Raw genomic sequence first — 16,581 nt, 5'->3', positions numbered from 1 at the left:
CACTACGTGCCAGCGCAAGGGCGTGCCCGTGCTAGCGGTCGCGATCCCGCTGTTGGCAATCCGGACAATGCCCGTAGAGCTCGTGGCGATGGCGCAGGAGCCGGAAGCCGTAGCGCTTCACGATTTCATCCTGGGCCGTCTCGATCATCTGGCAGTCGAACTCGACGATCTTTCCACATCGCACACACACCAGATGGTCATGGTGCTCATGCTCGATCTCGTAGCGGGTAATGCCGTCGTCGAAATGCCGCTCGCTGGCCAGCCCCGCATCACAGAGCAGCTTCATCGTCCGATACACCGTGGTGTATCCGATATTCGAGTGGCGATCGCGAACCCTCTGATAGAGCTCATCCCCGGTGATGTGGCCCTTGACCTCGAGGAACACGTCCAGGATCGCCTCTCGCTGCTTCGTCTGCTTGAGGTTGTGATCCTCCAGGTACGACGCGAGCGCCTTCTGCTCCAACTCGTTGGCCATCGGATGGACCCTACGCGATGGCAGGGAGGCCTTCAAGCGACACCTAGGGACTGGATTGGCGCGCGACACTCCCGTTTCGCGGCGCGTCTTGAAGCGCCCGGAGATTGCGCTGGGCGGGCTCGTGACTGCAATCCAGCGCAACCGCCCGCTCGAACGCAAGCTTGGCCTCGGCCTCGCGGCCGGCTGCGAGATAGGCGACACCCAGGTTGTTCAGAACCGGAGCTGCGTCGGGCTCGAGCTGGGCTGCCTGCTCCAACAGGCTGACGGCCTGCTCGGCATCACCGCGATCGAGGGCCTGGCTACCGCCACGAAACAATCGTGCACTCTCGATGGAGGTGCAGCCGAGGGCTCCCAGCCCAAGGGCCAGAAGGATCGGAAGGAAGTGGCGGGCGGCCATGACCAGGGGATAGCGCACGCCAGGCCCCTCGGCCCTCAACTGCCCTCGATCCCGTTCCCCTCGATCCGGAGCTGGGCGATCACCGGCAGGTGATCCGAAGCCTTGCGAGCTGCCGCGCTCTCGTGAGCGACGACCTCCTCAATCTGGGCCCCTCGCGCATACACCCGGTCGAGGGCCCATACGGGGCGAGCGGCCGGAAAGGTCCGCGGCCAGGTCATCTCCTCGTCGCCGATCAACTCGCGCTCGAGCGTGCGGGTGGCCTTGCACTTCCGCCAGGCGTTCATGTCCCCGAGCAGGATCACCGGCCCCTGCAACCGCGGGTTTTCGAGGATGCTCTTGACCTGCCGGGCTCGAGTACGATCGACCAACGCCAGATGCGTCGCCACGACCGCGACCGGCCCTTCACTGCTGGCGAATTCCACCGCCACCGCGGAACGCTTCTCGACCCGCGAGAAGGAGAGATCGAGCGAGAACACGCTGGTGATGGGCCAACGTGACAGGATCGCATTGCCGATTTCGCCGCGGCGATGCACGCGGGTCGCGACGAAGGCCAGGTGGAGGTTCAGGGCGTCCGCCAGGCGCTCCAGCGGATCCTCTTCCCACTCGAAGGGCCGGAGCACTTCCTGGAGACCGATGACGTCGGCTTCCAACTCGGAGATCACGAAGCCAGCCCGGGCCGGATCCGGCGCCCGGACCCCGTTCAGGCCTGCCCAACGGTGCACGTTGTAGCTGGCCACGGAGACCTCCCGGCCCATCGTGCCACCCAGCGGCAGGCTCGGCGCCCGCACTGCAGCGAGGTAGGGAATCGCCGCGGCAAGCGCGTCCTTGCGTTCTGCGGCTCGCTCCTTGCGGGCGCGCGTCTCCGCTCGAGAGCGGCGCAAGCGGCCCCCCGGCGGCGCCAGGTCGTCGGGCGCGAACTCCTTGTCGATCATGTGTGTGGTCATCGGTCGGCGGCGCCCCGCGGTCAACCCGCACCCGTCGCCGTGCGCGTTGATCCGGTGCAATCATAGCGAACGGCTTTGAGTGGGGTGAATTTCACGCGCAAAACTTCATGGAGACGAACGAATCGCTGGGGATCCCTCCGCCCTACGACACAACCCCCAAGGCGGCCAGGCCTCGTGCCGATAGGCTGGGATCATGGCAAGACACTCCCGAAGTGCCAGCGGTTCCCTGATGGACTCGCCGCAGGTCAAGAAAGCTGCGGCGGCCCTGCTGGACGCGGTCGCCGAAGAGGCCAATTCCCGAGCACTCAGCCCGGCGGCCTACGAGCGCGCGATCAAGCAGCTTGAGCGTCTACGCGGGCGCCCCCTCGGTTGGCCCATGCTCCAGGCGGGCGTCGGCCAGGGCGCAACCCTTCGGCTTGCGGACGGCACCCGACTCCTCGATTTCATCGGGGGAATCGGCGTCTACGCGTTCGGCCATAGCGATCGCCAGCTGCTGGAAACCGCCGTGGCCGCCGCCGCGGTCGACACCGTCTTCCAGGGCCATCTGGTCCCCGGAGTCGAGAACCTCGAAATCTCGAAGTTGCTCGTCAAACACGCGGGCCCTCGCCTCAAGCACGCGTGGCTCTCGGTTTCCGGAGCGATGGCCAATGAGAACGCGCTGAAGATGATCCTCCAGAAGCACCAACCGGCGGATCGCATCATCGTCTTCGAGAACGCCTTCGCCGGACGCACCCTCGCGATGGCCGAGCTCACCGACAAGCCCGGCTTCCGGGAAGGCCTGCCGTTGCGCGGCAACGTGCTCCACGTTCCCTTCCATGACCCGTCGCAAACGGATCCGATTCGCAACGGCCTCGATGCGTTGGAGGCACACCTCGGGCGCTTCCCGGGTCGGATCGCGGCGATGATGTTCGAGTTGGTACAGGGTGAAGGCGGCTTCAACACGGCCCCACCGGAATACTTCCGGGCGCTCATGGAACGTTGTCATGAAGCGGGCGTCGCCGTCTGGGTGGACGAGGTGCAGACGTTCGCGCGAACCGGCGAGCTCTACGCCTTTCGTACACTCGGACTGGAAGATCTCGTGGATGTCGTCACGTTAGGCAAGGTCCTTCAAGGCAGCGCCGTCCTCTTCAGCCGCCGCTACAACCCGAAGCCCGGCTTGATCTCCGGCACCTACGCCGGCTCCACGGTCGGTATGGCCGTCGGTGCCCAGATCATCGAGAGGCTCGATCAGGAGGGCTACCTGGGACCAGAGGGACGGATCGTCGTGCTTGCTCGCCGTGTCGAGCGCCGTTTCGTTTCCCTCGCCAAACGCATGCCCCGGGCCATCGGTCCGCGCAGCGGAATCGGCTCCATGCAGGCCTTCGTCCCGTGGAATGGGAACCCGGAGGTGGTCGGCGCCGTCCTAAGGAAGTGCTTCGAAGAAGGCCTCCTCGTCTTCGGCGCTGGCCGAAGCCCCATGAAGGTACGCATGCTGCTGCCCGTCAACGCCACGGACGAAGAACTCGAGCAGGGTTTCGCGATCCTCGAGAAGGCACTCGCTGCGGTCGGCGAAGAGCGGGGACTCCAGTGCTGACGCTTCGCCCGGTGGCGGCGGGAGATCTCGACGATCTCGCCCTGCTCGCCGGCCTGCTGGACTCCATGAACCTGCCCCGGGATCCGGATTTCCTGGCTACGCGAATCGCACTCTCGGAGAAATCCTTTGCGGGGCGTCTCGATGACCCGAGCGAAGCGGTCTACCAATTCGTTCTCTACGACCACGAAGCGGCGCGTTGCGTCGGCACGTCGCTGATCCTGGCTCAGCATGGTCGACCTGGCGTGCCGTACTACTGGCTCGAAGTCTCGACAGAGGAGCGGCGTAGCTCTGAACTCGAAGCGCGCTTCGTCCATCAGAAGCTGCAGCTGCGCTCGACGGAAGACGGCCCCACCGAGGTGGGTGGGTTGATTCTCGATCCGGCCTACCGGGGCCACCCCGAGCGTTGTGGCAAGGCGCTATCGATCGTGCGCTTTGCCTACATCGGGGCTCATCGTGAGTGGTTCAAGAGGGAAGTGATCGCAGAGATGCTCTCGCCCTTCGAAGCACCGGGGAAGAACCTGCTATGGGATGCCTTTGGTGCAAAGTTCACGGGCGTCCCGTATCGGGAAGCCGACCATCTCTCCGCGCGCTCGAAGCAATTCATCGCCGATCTCTTTCCCCGCGATCCCGTGTACGCCACTCTCTTTCCCGATGAAGTGCAGAAAGTGATCGGCCAGGCCAACGAATCCGCCAAGGCCGCCGTGCGCATTCTCGAGAAGGTGGGCTTCCATCCCCTGAACCAGGTCGACCCCTTCGATGGCGGGCCCTACTACGGTGCGGCGCGAGACGCCATCTCGTCAGTCCGCGGACGACGCGAGCTGGTATTGCCTGGAATCCCCGTCCAACAAGGAGCACGCTCCGAACCCGACATGGCCCTGCTCTCCACCGAGGCCGGGGGACACTTCCGCGCCACCGTCGTCCCGCTCGGGAGCGACGACGCTCCGATCGTCTCGGAGGGCTGCCGGACTGCACTCGATGTCCGCTCCGGTAACAGGGTTTCGGTCACACCTCTACCATGACCGACATCCTTCGCAGTCTTTCCCCGGCGGATCCGGCCGACGAGATCGGGCGCTTCGCGGTATGGGATGCAGATGCCGTTGCCGAAGCCATCGGCCGAGCAAGAGGAGCATTCCCGCGCTGGCGTGACGTTGGTTTCGAGAAACGGGCGATGGTGCTGCGGCGTTTCCGGGATCTCGCCGCGGAGCGCAAGGAAGAACTCGCGCAGCTGATTGCACGAGAAATGGGCAAGGCGCTCTGGGATGCCCGGGGCGAAGCGGCGCTGCTTCCCGCGAAGATCGATGTGACCCTCGAGCATGGCATGGCTTACGCAGAGACGTTGAATGCCAATGCGAGTGCGCGCGCAACCTTTCATCCGCGGGGCGTCCTCGCCGTGCTGGGGCCCTTCAACTTCCCCGCCCATCTTCCGAACGGCCATATCGTTCCCGCCCTGGCCACCGGCAACTGCGTGGTCTTCAAGCCGAGCGATCACACGCCGGCCGTCGGAGACTGGATGCAGCGGGCCTGGCGAGACGCTGGGCTCCCGTCTGGAGTCTTCGAACTGGTGCAGGGTGGCGCCGAGACAGGCCGGGCCCTCGCCCTCGCCGAGGATGTCGATGGTGTGCTCTTCACGGGCTCCTACGCCGTCGGCCGGGCGTTGCGTGAGGCCACGCTCGATCAGCCTGGCAAGCTCCTGGCGCTGGAAATGGGCGGCAAGAACGCCATGATCGTTCTCGAGGATGCGGATCTCGAGCTGGCGGCCGCCGAAGCCGCGCTCTCGATCACCGCGACGACCGGGCAACGCTGCTCGTGCCTGTCACGGCTCTTCGTGCACAATTCGGTTCTGGAGGAACTACAGGAGCGATTGACATTACTCCTCTCCGGCTTGCAGATCGGCCCGCCTCTCGAGGAGGGCACCTTCATGGGGCCGCTGGTCTCGCGTGCCGCCTTCGAACGTGTGCAGCGCATGCGTGCCCAGGCGGAAGCAGCTGGCGGCGAACGCGTGTTCCGCGGTGAGACACTCCGCATCGCGCCTTACATCGCGCCCGGCCTCGTGCGTTTCGGGACCACGGAGCAGACACACGCCTACCAACGCGAAGAGCTCTTCGGGCCCGAAGCGTCCCTCTACCCCATCGACGATCTCGACCAGGGAATTGCCGCCGTCAACGATTCCGAATACGGCCTGGCCGCCTCGGTCATGACACGGAGCCGCGCCCACTTCGAGCATTGTGTCGGGAACGTGCGCACGGGCATCCTGAACTGGAACAAGGGCACGATCGGCGCGAGCGGTCGCCTTCCCTTTGGTGGTGGCGGCAAGAGCGGCAATGATCGCCCGGCTGGAATCCTCGCGACCGTCTACTGCACCGTCCCCCAGGCGCACCTGGAATTCGAAGGCGGACTCGACCCCGAGACCCTCCCGCCCGGCTTCCCCCGTTCGTGAGCGAAAGCCGCTACCAACGCAGCGTGCTGATGGGCGACCCCGCCCACTTCAGTGTGCAGGGCGGGGCCAACCCGCACACCCGTAATCGCTGGGGCCGCCGACGCAGCGTCGACCGAACGAAAGCCATCGCCCAATGGCAACGCCTCCGCGATACCCTGCGCGACCTGGGTGTCCGGGTGCTGGTCGTTCCGCCCGACGCCGCCCAGCCCGGTCTTGTCTATCCAGCCAATGCCGGCTTCCAGACGGAGGTCGATTCAGAACTTCCTCTCTCGGAAAAGATCTTCTACCTGGCCAACCTGCTCCCAACCCGCGCGGGCGAGAAGTCGCACTACCGTCGGGTTCTCGAAGCCGCTGGCTTTCGACTCGCCGAAATCGATCCGAAATACCGCATGGAAGGCGAAGCAGATTTCTTCCCCGCTGGCGACCACTACCTGCTGACCTTCGGTGGTATCGAGAAGCAGCGCTTCGTTCCCGCCTTCGCATGGCCACCGTGGAAACGTGTGTACGGATTCCGCACCGACGTCGGCGTTGCGCCTTTCCTGGAAGATCTGGCGGCGCCCCACCCCGTGCTCCACGTGAAGCTCATTCTGGAAGCGCACTACCACGGCGATACGGCGCTCTGCGCCTTCGGGCCGCGCCGTGAATTCCTGCTCGCCTATCGTGAGAGCATCGAACCCGAGGCGTGGAACCAGCTCGAAACGATCTTCGGCGACCGGTTGATCGCACTCTCGATGGCGGACGCTGAACGCTACGCCGCCAATTCCTTCACCCTCAGTCAGGACGGCGTCTCCCACCTGATCCTGCCCGGAGGCGTCTCGGAAACCCTCCTCGATCAGATCCGCGAGCGAGACGTCACACCCATCACCGTCGACGTCTCCGAGTTCCTCAAGAAGGGCGGCGGCTCGGTGAAGTGCATGATCGGGGATCTGGGGCCGGTGGCGGTCGATCACGATCTCGGAACGCTTGCGAATTCGGTGGGTTAGCGTGCCCGCGCTGGCGATCGCGCCAGAGGGCGTTCCGGGGCCAGAGCTCTCTGGAGGCCATTCGAGGCCGAGGTACAGCCGCCTTGGGCGTGCCCGAGTAATCTCGAGAAGCCTGAATTGAACCACTCCGAAGTGGACCTCGACTCCCCCTGCACGAAGCCAAGGAGGAATGGCGATGACAATCCGAAGACCGCTCGTGATGGGCTTGGGGATCCTCTGGCTAGCCCAGGTCGCAGGGGCCGCCGAGCCCAAGCTCCTGACGCTGGGGGCCTCTCCCAATCCGGTGCAAGCCGGCCAGACGGTAGAGCTGACCCTCACGAAGAAGGGCCCGAAGTGCGCTGTGCTGGTGAACTACGGCGCGGGCACGCACCACATCGGGACCAAGGATGGAAACCAGCAAGTGAAACTCCCGGCGCTATTTGCGAACGCCGGAACCTATACCATCAGCGCCGTCGGCAAGAAGAAGGGCAACAGGCCCCGCTGCAAGGGCTCGGTCCCGCCGGTGACCGTGGTTGTGAAGGCCAGTGTTCCCGCCCCGCCTGGGGAACAGCCGCCGAAATCGAAGGGGCCGAAGCTCGGAACGGGGCAACGACGATCCAAGGGGCCAGCCAACTCCCTGAAGGTCCTGCCGCCCACCCATACGGATCCCACGACGACGCCGAAGAAGATCGAGCCGTTCATACCGGCGGAGAACGAGGTCCCCGATTGCCCGGGTTGCCTCCTCTAGTTCTTCACGCATGAACTCGTGAACGCTGGTTGGACCCTGCTAGAGCGGCGAGTGCAGCCAGGTTGCTCACCATCCGTGACCGTTGGGGAACTCCGAACCGGCCGCGCCCCGCTCGACCGGAGTCAGGCCCCACTATCGGAACAGCCGGTCGATCTCCTTCCCGAGCCCCCCTGAGGAGCTTTTCAGCTCGGGCCCGCCAGCCGTCCCGCTCCGGGAAGCGTGGGATCGGTCCGATCCTCGCGACGTTCCGACGACGACACCGACGACTGACCTGAGTCTGAGGTCGATCGCTTTCGGTGCCCGCCTTCGAGCAGGTGGCGCTACCGATGCACTCGGAGACATTGCCAACCGGTGGACCATGAGGCCCAGGGACAATATGCCCCTGAAATACCGATGCCTAGCATCGCTCCTGGGCAGATTTTCAGTATCGTGCGGTGCGGTCCCATTCTCAGAGCGCCACCGGAGACGATGAACGTGTACCGAGCAACAGACGCGGAACTGAAGCAATACGATGAACTGGGATTCTTCGTCAGGGAGAGGGTCTTCGACGGTCAGGAACTCGAGGGGTTGCGGGCCGGCGCAGAGAACGTTCACGCTCAAATCGTCGAGGCGGCCGGCCGAGATGACGCCGGCCCGATCGATCAGGTCGACAACCAGAAGTACCAGACCGTGCTGGGCTCCACGATCAAATGGGAATGGAACGACGATCTAGTGGCGGTTCGCTCGATGGAGCCGACCGGGCACCTCGACGCGCGCCTGGAAGTGCTGCTCGACGATCCGCGGCTCTATCAACCGGCCCAGTCGATCAATCGATGCGACACCCTCAGCGTCTTCAGCGACAAGCTCAACGTGAAGCGCCCGGGTGGGGCACCGTTTCCGTGGCACCAGGAAGGATTGTACTGGGAGAACGGGGCCGAAGACCTCGAATCCCTGGTCAGCACACTCACCTACCTGGATGACTCGACGAAGGAGAACGGTTGCCTCTGGGTGATTCTCGGTAGCCACAAGCACGGCAACCTGAAGGGGCTCGAGGATCGCGGCGTGCTGGGAGCGCTCTACACCGATACCGACCTCATCGATGGAGAAGCCTTTGCAACTGAGCTGCCCGCCGGCAGCGTTCTCTACTTCCATCGCGATCTCGTCCACGGCTCGCAGACCAATCGAACCGGTGCCAGTCGCCGCGTCTTCGTGGTGGCCTATCAAGCGGGGGGGCTGCACCGCTGGCGCATCGATCGAAAGCGCGAAGTCGTGATGGGGCAGCGATCCAGCGGCTGAGATCGGCCCGGGCGGAGGCGAGCGGGCTTCCCGAGCAGCGCGCCAGCTTCCTGATCGATCCCTGGAGCACGGCCTATTGGATCCGCTTCGAGTGCGAGGACCGGCGCCGCAGCCTGTTCCTCTACTCATTCGGGCCGAACCGTCTGCGCGACTCGAGCGAATGGGAGATCCTGGGCGACGATGTCGGTGTCTACCTGGTCGGCGCGCCAGGGCCGGAATCGGCCAATCCCTGAATGGGATTGGGGGAGCTTGTGCGCTGGACATGTACGAGCTGTAACGTTCATGCGAAGTTCTTTCGGCCTTCGTGCAACCAGGGGAAACATGGGTCTCGTCGAAGAAATCTCGGAAGGCATGAAGGCCGCCATGAAGGCCAAGCAGGCGACCCGCGTGACGACCCTACGCAACATTCGTGCGTCCTTCCTGAACGAGATGAAGAAGGACGGCTCCGAGACGCTCGAAGACGAGGTTTGCATCGGCGTCTTGCGTCGGATCGAAAAACAGCGCAAGGAGAGCATCGGAGCCTTCGAGCAAGCGGGCCGCGAAGACAGAGCCGAAGCCGAACGCGAAGAACTCGCGGTGGTGCAGGAGTTCCTGCCCAGCCTCGCGGATGAGGAGACCACTCGCGGCTGGGTTCGCTCGGCCATCGAGGCGAGTGGAGCCAGCGAGCCCAAGGAAATGGGCAAGGTGATGGGCGCCTTGATGAAGGCCCACAAGGGCGAGGTGGACGGCGGGCTGGCCCAGAAAATCGCACGCGAGCTGCTCGGGGCCGGCTGAACTCAGTCCCCTTGGATCCAGCGTCGCGCCGCTTCTGCCCTGGCCTGCAGATGCTGCTCGGTCGCCTCGGAAATGCGCTTCAGACCAATCCGCGCATTCAATCGCTTGTTGACCTGCGCATGCGAGAGCCGGGTAAGGCGAACCAGCGTTTCGACCCGGGCCTGATTCAACTCGCGAAGCTCGCGGCGACGTTTCCGCACGCTGGATTTCAGCGCCGCCTGGGGAGCTGAGACCGGGAGCGGAACCGGCTCTGCCAGCTCGGGAAGCTCGTCCGACTCTGGCATCCAGGCTTCTTCGGCTTCGATGTCCGTCTCTGCATCCCAGATGTCGTCGGGTCGAAGCTCCTCCCCATCGCTGCCAAGGGCCTTGGACGCGATCGCCGCGAAGAGGTCGAGTTGCTCTTCCTCCGGGTCGGCGGCCTCTTCTCGATCCATCGCTTCATCGGCGTCTTCCGGCGGGCGAAGGGAGTGCCGCCTTGGACGCTTGATATCGAGCGCGAACGAGCAGATCCGTTTGTCCTCGGGAATGAACATGTAGGCGCTCTGACGCCCCTTGCCCTTGACGAACCGGACCAGCCTTCCGACGGCTTGTCGGAAGAACAGATCCGTCGTGGTGGTCGTGGCGTAGACACCAACCCTCAGTCGCGGAATATCGACTCCCTCGGAGACCATCCGGACCGCCACCAGCCAGGGCTCCCGGGAATCCCGGAAGCCGGCGATGCGACGGCTGGCCAACGGATCGTCGGAGGTCGCAACGACCGGGCGAACACCTAGCCGTCCGCGCAGGATTCGCGCGATTCCACGCGCATGCTCCTGGCTCGTCGCGATCACCAATCCGCCCGCATCGGGATCCTGCTCCCGGAGGTGGAGGAGCTGGCGATGCGCCTGGCTGAGAACCGCCGGAAGCCACTCACCTTCAACGGCCAGTGCTGTGCGAAGCCTTTGGCTCGCGAGAGCGCCGCGAAGCGGATCGTCGAAGCTCGCCGCGTACTCCCGGCCATCCTTGCTGCGCCACTCCATGTGGCCGTTGGTCCTGGGGAAGAACACGGGACGAACGACGGCCCGGTCGCCCAGCGCATCTCCGTAGCCGTACTCGTAGTCGGGCCGCGCTTCCTCGCCGATGTATTGCACGAAAGGGATGGCTGCATCGTCGGAACGGAACGGCGTGCCCGAGATGCAGAGGCGCCGCACCGCAGGCTCGAGTGCCTGGCGAATGGCGTCTCCCCAGGCGCGGCTCTCGCCCGCGTGGTGGATCTCATCGAGAATTCCGAAACCACCGTGCGCCACCCGTGCGACGGCAGCCGCGCTCGCAGCAACCTGCTGGTAGGTCACGATGACACCGTGGACATCCGCCGGAAGCGCCGCGCGGCTCTTCCATTCGGGCTCGAGCAACAATCCGAAGCTCTCGGCCGCATCGGCCCACTGGGTCTTCAAATGGGCGGTCGGCACGACCACGACGACGCGCGCCGCCTGACGTGCGACCAGGGAGCGGCGGGCCGCCATCAACGCGAACGTGGTCTTGCCTGCACCGGGCGTGGCCACGGCCAGATAGCTCGGCGCCCTGCTGGCCTCGAAACCAGCCAACGCCTCCTTCTGCCAGCGCCGCAAAGCCGGCACCCGCAACATCTCCCACCCCCGCTGCTGCTTCTGGAACATCTGCTCCGCCGGATCGGCGGGCAAGGGATCCTAGGGAAAGGAGAGGCGAACGCCGTTTCGAATCGGGTTTTTCTGGCGCGAAGGGTCAGACTTCCGTCGGTGTGACGGGGACGCCTCGATCAACAGGAACTCTCCCCTTGCGAGGGTTCCCCGTTCAGCCGGAGCACCCGGGTGCTTCCAGGCCAGCGGCCCATGAGATCGCGCCGGCGAGCAGGGAACGCATCTCGTCTCGCTGGTAGGCGACGCCTTGATGACCAAGCGCCGAAAACAATGTGCGGCCGTTCCCCAGGCACCGCGACCACACGATCGGATGGTCCTCGCCCATGCGAAGATCCTCGTCCATCCAGAGCATGTGAAGCTCAGGGGAGTAACTGCTCTCGTCGACGCGGGCGAGAACCCGAAAACCGCGCTCGCGAGGGCTTCGGTCGAAGCTGTACCACTCTTCTACGTGAGAAAAGCTCACGGGGAGATCCCGGGTCGCCGGATGCTCCTGGTCTTCCACGATGAGCGTGCCTTCCTGGAATTGCGGGCCCATGGGATGACCGATGAACTGGGCGCCGAGCAACTCCTGGACATACCACGTCCAGTCGTAGTTCGGATCTCCTCCCGCTCCGTGGAGTCCGACGAAACCACCGCCGGCCGTGAGCCAACCCTTGAAGGCCTCGCGCTGATCGGGGCTCAGGGTATCGCCACTGGTGTTGTGCCAGACGGCCGCGCTGAACCGCGCCAGGATCTCGGGCGCGAAGACGGCGCTGTTCTCGGTGTGGAAGAGCGACCAGCCGCGCTCGGCGGCGATGCTCTCGAGCAACGTCAGGCCGGCAGGGATCGCTTCCTCATGGCGAAAGCCGTTGGTCTTCGTGAACACGAGGATGGCCGGAGTTCCGAGATCCGTGGGCAGTTCGGGCGGCTCGGTCTCGTAGGAATGGGAGGGGAAGAACCCCCGGAGAACGTTGCATCCAGGGAGCGCCAGAAGCGTCAGGGCGAAGAAGAGACTCACGGTGCGAAGCATGTGCCCTATTCTACGCAGCCCATGAGCCAAGCGCGCACCGATTTCCAGACGACCCGCCTCTTCCTGGTCAGCACACTCACGCTATTCACCGCAGGGCTCTCCTTCTCCCTGCGCTCAGGCATCATCACGACGCTCGAGAGCGACTATCTGCGTGCGATCGATCCAGCCGGATCCGGGGTCCTGGCGGGCCAACTACTGGGAATCGCCTTCACGGGTTTTGCCACCACGCTCTTCCTCGGCAGCTCCTTCCTCGACAAGATCGGCATGGGCCGCGGATTGATGATCTCCGCAAGCTCTTTCGTGGTGGGGACCGGGCTTGCCATCGCGGCCCCCAGCTTCGCCGGGGAGAACATCTACACCTGGCTGTGGTGCGGCTTCCTGCTCTCGGGACTCGGCTGGGGTTTCATGGAAGCCACGGTCAATCCGCTGGTGGCAGCCCTCTACCCGGAGGACAAGATCCATCGTCTCAATGTCGTCCACGCCTGGTGGCCTGCGGGCATCATCGTCGGCGGACTCATCGAGGTGGGAGCGGGCGCACTCGGATGGGGATGGCAGGCGCGCTTTGGCATGGTGATCGTGCCGGCCTCCGCCGCGATCCTGCTCTGCATGGGCACCCGCTTTCCGCGCACCGAACGCGCGAGCGCGGGCGTGTCCATGGGCGACATGTTCCGCGAGATCTTCCGCCAACCGATGTTCCTCGTCTGGTGGCTGTGCATGTTCCTGACGGCCGCTTCGGAGCTGGCGCCCGGCCAGTGGATCGATCTCACGCTCACGCGCACGGTCGGAATGCGCGGCATCTGGCTGCTCATCTACGTGAGCGGGATGATGTTCGTGCTGCGCCATTTCGCCGGGCCGATCGCCCACCGCATCTCGACGACGGCCATGCTCTGGGGCTCCGCCGTTCTGGCGACGCTTGGCCTGCTCGCGCTTGCCCGGGTCGATTCACCGATCACCGGAATCGCCGCCGCCACCATCTGGGGCCTGGGCGTCTGCTTCTTCTGGCCCACGATGCTGGCCAACGTCTCGGAGCGCTTCCCCCGTGGTGGGGAGTTCTTCATTGGACTGATGGGCGTTGCGGGGGCGTTGGCGATCCAACTGGTGCTGCCGGCCCTGGGTGGGATCTTCGATCGGGAAAAGATCGAGCTGGCCGGCGGGGAAGCAGCTTTCAGCGCGCTCGAAGGGGAGCCTCTTGCCGAAATCCTCCGCAGCGCAGCCGCCACGTCCTTCGAAACCCTGGCGATCCTTCCCGCCGTGCTGATCGTCATCTTCGGTGCGCTCCATATGGTCGACCGCAAGAAGAAGACGCGTTCCGAACAGGACGCGGTTTCGGGCTAGGGGCAGACGGGGCCTTCCAGGCCCAACGCCCATACCAGCGAACCTTCGGTCAGGTCTCTCAGGGCCTGGGTCTCGTAGGCAACCGCTTGATGACCGAGGGCGTTGTAGAGAACGCGTCCCTTGCCTGCGCAGGTCGTCCATACGATCGGGTGGTCGTCCCCCATCCGCAGGTCCTTGTCCATCCACAGGAAATCGATCTGGGGGCTGTAGGTGCTTTCGTCTACGCGCGCGAGTACCCGGAAGCCCTTCGTGCGCGGGCTCTCGGTGAACGAGTACCACTCCTCCATATGACTGAAGCTCTCAGGGAGCTTCGCCGTTGCGGGGTGATTCCGGTCTTCGACGATCAGCGTGGCTTCCTGGAACTGGGGGCCCAGCGGATGCTCCCCGTAGTCGACGCCGATGATCGTCTTTCGGTACCAGGGCCAGGTATGGGAACCATCGCCCGCGGCGTGGGTGCCGACGAACCCATGGCCCGCCTCGATCCAGCTGCGGAAGGCTTGTTTCTGCTCCTCGTTCAACACATCCCCACTGGTCACATGCCAGACGACGACGTCGAAACGCTCCAGGAGTTCTGGCGTGAAGGTCGCACCGTTCTCGGTATGAAAGGTCGACCAGCCGCGGCGACCGGCGATCTCCTCGATCAACGCGACACCGGCGGGAATGGCTTCCTCGTGGCGGAAACCATTGGTCTTCGTGAAAACCAGGATCGCCGGGGATCCGAGATCCGCCGGCAGCGTCGGCGATACGGTCTCGTACTCGACCTTTGGGAAGATCGCGCGCCAGACGCCGCAACCCGACAGGAGGATCGCGACGAGAGCACTGGCCATGACGGCATGGGGGCGGATCATCAGGAGATCTCCTTGCTCGGGGCGTGGAGCGAGGGTACTTGTAGCAGGCGGTCGACTTCAAGCGGCCCGACCAGGAGAGGATCATGGAAAAACCCACCTGCTTCGATGTCTCCGTGGATGGCCACGTCGCCAAGCTCGAGCTCTGCCGGCCCGACGCCTTCAACAGCATGAACCGGGCCTTCTGGCGCGAGCTCCCGGCGATCGTCGACGAACTCGATGCAGAAGCCGAGGCCCGGGTCATCGTGCTCTGTTCGACGGGAAAACACTTCACTGCAGGAATGGACCTGGCCGTCTTCGACGGCGTAGGTGAAGGCCCTGCCAGCAAGGGGGGCGCGACGCCGGAGATCGGGCGCACGCGTGCTGCAACGCGCGAAAGCGTGTTCTTCTTCCAGGAAGCCTTCAACGCCCTGGAGCGCGCACGCATGCCGGTGATCGCTGCCATCCAGGGAGGTTGCATTGGCGGCGGCGTCGACATGATCAGCGCATGCGACATGCGCTACTGCACGGAAGATGCCTTCTTCTGCATTCAGGAAATCAACCTTGGGCTGACCGCAGATGTAGGGACGCTCCAGCGTCTCCCGAAGATCATCCCGGAAGGCGTCGCACGGGAGTACGCCTACACCGGGCGCCGCATGCCGGCCGCCCGGGCTCAGGAAGTGGGGCTGGTCAACGGCATCTACCCCACCCACGAGGCGATGCTGAGCGACGTACTCGAGATCGCCCACGAAATCGCGGAGAAATCACCGCTCGCGGTCTGGGGTTCCAAGGAGATGCTGAACTTCTCCCGCGACCACAGTGTCCAGGAGGGGCTCCAACACATCGCGACCTGGCAATCGGGCATGTTCTTCGGCCAGGACATGGCCGAGGCCTTCAAGGCCAGGCAAGAGAAGCGCGCACCCGAGTTCGAGAACCTGCCGAAGCGCTTCCGCATGCCGGAGTAGGCAATCTCCGAACGGGCACCGTCCGAGGCTTCCCAGGCCGGGCAAACGCGCCCGGGTGGATCGACGGGGTTTCGATCGCCCTGGCTACAGCTTGCTTTGCAGGTATTCGAGGGTCCTGGCGTCCGCGCCCTCTTCCACCGACATGATCGCAGCGTCGAAGTCCGTTACACCGACATCCCGCAGCCGGTCCAGGCCCGCGTCGAGCGCGGCTTCGTCGCCCACGAGCGCGACGTCGGCCGGCGTCGCCGCGCCTTCCTTGTCGAGCATCGCCCGGTAGGAAGGAAGGGTCCCATACATGGCAAGGTTGTCGGCGATCCACTTGCGCGCAGCGTCCGGATCATTCGTCAGGACGATCGGCAGGCCCGCGACGATGCGCGGCGCGCCTCGGCCGGCCTCTTCGGCGGCAGCACGCAGCTTCGGACCGATATGACCCTCGATCGTTGCGGGCCCCGTCATCCATAGGATGGTTCCATCCGTATAGCTGCCAGCGAGCTTCAACATGACATCGCCGAGCGCCGCGACCAATACCGGCGTGTTCTGGGCACCCGGCACCTGCAAGCCGGCATTCACGCGGTAGTGCTCGCCCTCGAATTTGGCGGGCTCGCCGCGGAGCAGCGGGGTCAACACTTCGAGATACTCGCGCATGTTGCGTGCCGGCTTGTCGTAGGAGAAGCCGAACATGTTCTCGATGACGATCTTGTGGGAGAGACCGATCCCCAGTGTGAAACGCCCATCGCAGGCGGCCTGGGTCGTGAGGCTCTGCTGGGCGATCGCGACGGGATGACGCGGGAAGGTTGGCACCACGGCGGTGCCGAGCTCGATACGATTCGTTTCTCGGCCGGCGATGGCCAACGCGCCGATGGCATCGAGGCCAAAGATATGGGCCATCCACACACTGTCGAATCCGCGGTTCTCGAGATCCTTCGTCCGTGCCACCAGGCCGTCGAGAGTCCCATCCGGTCCAGCAGTCGCTCCGACCATGATTCCAATACGCATGCTTCTCCCTCTCGCCCGGGCGCCGGGCGGAGGCATGATGCCCCATGTCTCTCCTTTCCGAAAGAAAACGTCCCTCTAGCCTGAACTATGCACGAAAGTTGGCTGAGAAGCTGGCTTTCCAATGTTTCAGCGTGCCGCGCGGCGATTGACGCTGACGGATCTCGTTTTGGGTGGTCGATGCCCATTCCGTGGCGCGAATGCGGAGTGTGCTT

At 64.7% G+C, this 16,581-nt stretch carries 16 protein-coding genes; 9 read left to right on the top strand and 7 right to left on the bottom strand.

What is annotated here, in order from left to right; all coding sequences use genetic code 11:
• Positions 1-31: 31 nt before the first annotated feature.
• From GY937_12820 to GY937_12810, 3 genes are read right to left on the bottom strand one after another with little or no spacing between them, the layout of a single operon-like run.
• The gene (locus tag GY937_12820; GenBank protein MCP5057591.1) at positions 32-475 is read right to left on the bottom strand and encodes a transcriptional repressor; all 444 of its coding nucleotides are present in this window, start codon (positions 473-475) and stop codon (positions 32-34) included.
• 43 nt (positions 476-518) lie between these two features.
• Positions 519-890 (bottom strand): tetratricopeptide repeat protein, encoded by a 372-nt coding sequence (locus GY937_12815; protein ID MCP5057590.1) that lies wholly within the window; start codon positions 888-890, stop codon positions 519-521.
• Positions 891-907: 17 nt separating this feature from the next.
• A complete protein-coding gene (locus GY937_12810; GenBank protein MCP5057589.1) occupies positions 908-1,816 on the bottom strand; it encodes an endonuclease in 909 nt (302 codons plus the stop codon).
• 193 nt (positions 1,817-2,009) lie between these two features.
• Between GY937_12810 and GY937_12805 the strand changes: the two genes are divergently transcribed.
• From GY937_12805 to GY937_12775, 7 genes are all read left to right on the top strand, one after another.
• A complete protein-coding gene (locus GY937_12805) occupies positions 2,010-3,389 on the top strand; it encodes an aminotransferase class III-fold pyridoxal phosphate-dependent enzyme (protein ID MCP5057588.1) in 1,380 nt (459 codons plus the stop codon).
• Entirely contained in the window at positions 3,383-4,408 is a 1,026-nt protein-coding gene (locus GY937_12800) for an arginine N-succinyltransferase (GenBank protein MCP5057587.1), read from the top strand. Before GY937_12805 ends, GY937_12800 begins: the two co-directional genes overlap by 7 nt.
• Complete coding sequence (locus tag GY937_12795; GenBank protein ID MCP5057586.1) at positions 4,405-5,826, top strand: aldehyde dehydrogenase family protein; 1,422 nt, start codon at positions 4,405-4,407, stop codon at positions 5,824-5,826. The genes GY937_12800 and GY937_12795 overlap by 4 nt, the downstream gene beginning before the upstream one ends.
• The gene (locus GY937_12790) at positions 5,823-6,809 is read left to right on the top strand and encodes a hypothetical protein (protein ID MCP5057585.1); all 987 of its coding nucleotides are present in this window, start codon (positions 5,823-5,825) and stop codon (positions 6,807-6,809) included. The genes GY937_12795 and GY937_12790 overlap by 4 nt, the downstream gene beginning before the upstream one ends.
• A gap of 175 nt (positions 6,810-6,984) precedes the next feature.
• Positions 6,985-7,536, top strand: coding sequence for a hypothetical protein (locus GY937_12785; GenBank protein ID MCP5057584.1), 552 nt, complete (start codon positions 6,985-6,987; stop codon positions 7,534-7,536).
• A 474-nt stretch (positions 7,537-8,010) separates the two neighbouring features.
• Positions 8,011-8,811, top strand: coding sequence for a phytanoyl-CoA dioxygenase family protein (locus GY937_12780; protein ID MCP5057583.1), 801 nt, complete (start codon positions 8,011-8,013; stop codon positions 8,809-8,811).
• 321 nt (positions 8,812-9,132) lie between these two features.
• Positions 9,133-9,585, top strand: a complete 453-nt coding sequence (locus GY937_12775; GenBank protein ID MCP5057582.1) for a GatB/YqeY domain-containing protein — start codon at positions 9,133-9,135, stop codon at positions 9,583-9,585.
• A gap of 2 nt (positions 9,586-9,587) precedes the next feature.
• Here GY937_12775 and GY937_12770 read toward each other — a convergent pair whose 3' ends face one another.
• Both GY937_12770 and GY937_12765 read right to left on the bottom strand, forming a co-directional pair.
• Positions 9,588-11,264 (bottom strand): DEAD/DEAH box helicase family protein, encoded by a 1,677-nt coding sequence (locus GY937_12770; protein ID MCP5057581.1) that lies wholly within the window; start codon positions 11,262-11,264, stop codon positions 9,588-9,590.
• 130 nt (positions 11,265-11,394) lie between these two features.
• Positions 11,395-12,105, bottom strand: coding sequence for a ThuA domain-containing protein (locus tag GY937_12765; GenBank protein ID MCP5057580.1), 711 nt, complete (start codon positions 12,103-12,105; stop codon positions 11,395-11,397).
• 57 nt (positions 12,106-12,162) lie between these two features.
• Here GY937_12765 and GY937_12760 point away from each other — a divergent pair, with 57 nt between their 5' ends.
• On the top strand, positions 12,163-13,584 hold the full coding sequence (locus GY937_12760; GenBank protein ID MCP5057579.1) for an MFS transporter: 1,422 nt from the start codon (positions 12,163-12,165) through the stop codon (positions 13,582-13,584).
• On the opposite strand, the gene GY937_12755 is transcribed toward GY937_12760, so the two are convergent.
• Positions 13,581-14,432 carry a ThuA domain-containing protein gene (locus GY937_12755; GenBank protein ID MCP5057578.1) on the bottom strand — a complete coding sequence of 284 codons (852 nt, stop codon included), beginning with the start codon at positions 14,430-14,432 and terminating at the stop codon, positions 13,581-13,583. The two genes, GY937_12760 and GY937_12755, sit on opposite strands and share 4 nt — an antisense overlap.
• Positions 14,433-14,515: 83 nt before the next feature.
• Between GY937_12755 and GY937_12750 the strand changes: the two genes are divergently transcribed.
• Entirely contained in the window at positions 14,516-15,373 is an 858-nt protein-coding gene (locus GY937_12750) for a crotonase/enoyl-CoA hydratase family protein (GenBank protein ID MCP5057577.1), read from the top strand.
• An 84-nt stretch (positions 15,374-15,457) separates the two neighbouring features.
• Here GY937_12750 and GY937_12745 read toward each other — a convergent pair whose 3' ends face one another.
• A complete protein-coding gene (locus GY937_12745; protein MCP5057576.1) occupies positions 15,458-16,369 on the bottom strand; it encodes a TIGR03564 family F420-dependent LLM class oxidoreductase in 912 nt (303 codons plus the stop codon).
• Positions 16,370-16,581: the final 212 nt, after the last annotated feature.

This window comes from bacterium, from assembly GCA_024228115.1.
Classification (GTDB): domain Bacteria; phylum Myxococcota_A; class UBA9160; order UBA9160; family UBA6930.
This window is presented reverse-complemented; position numbering and strand designations above follow the sequence as displayed.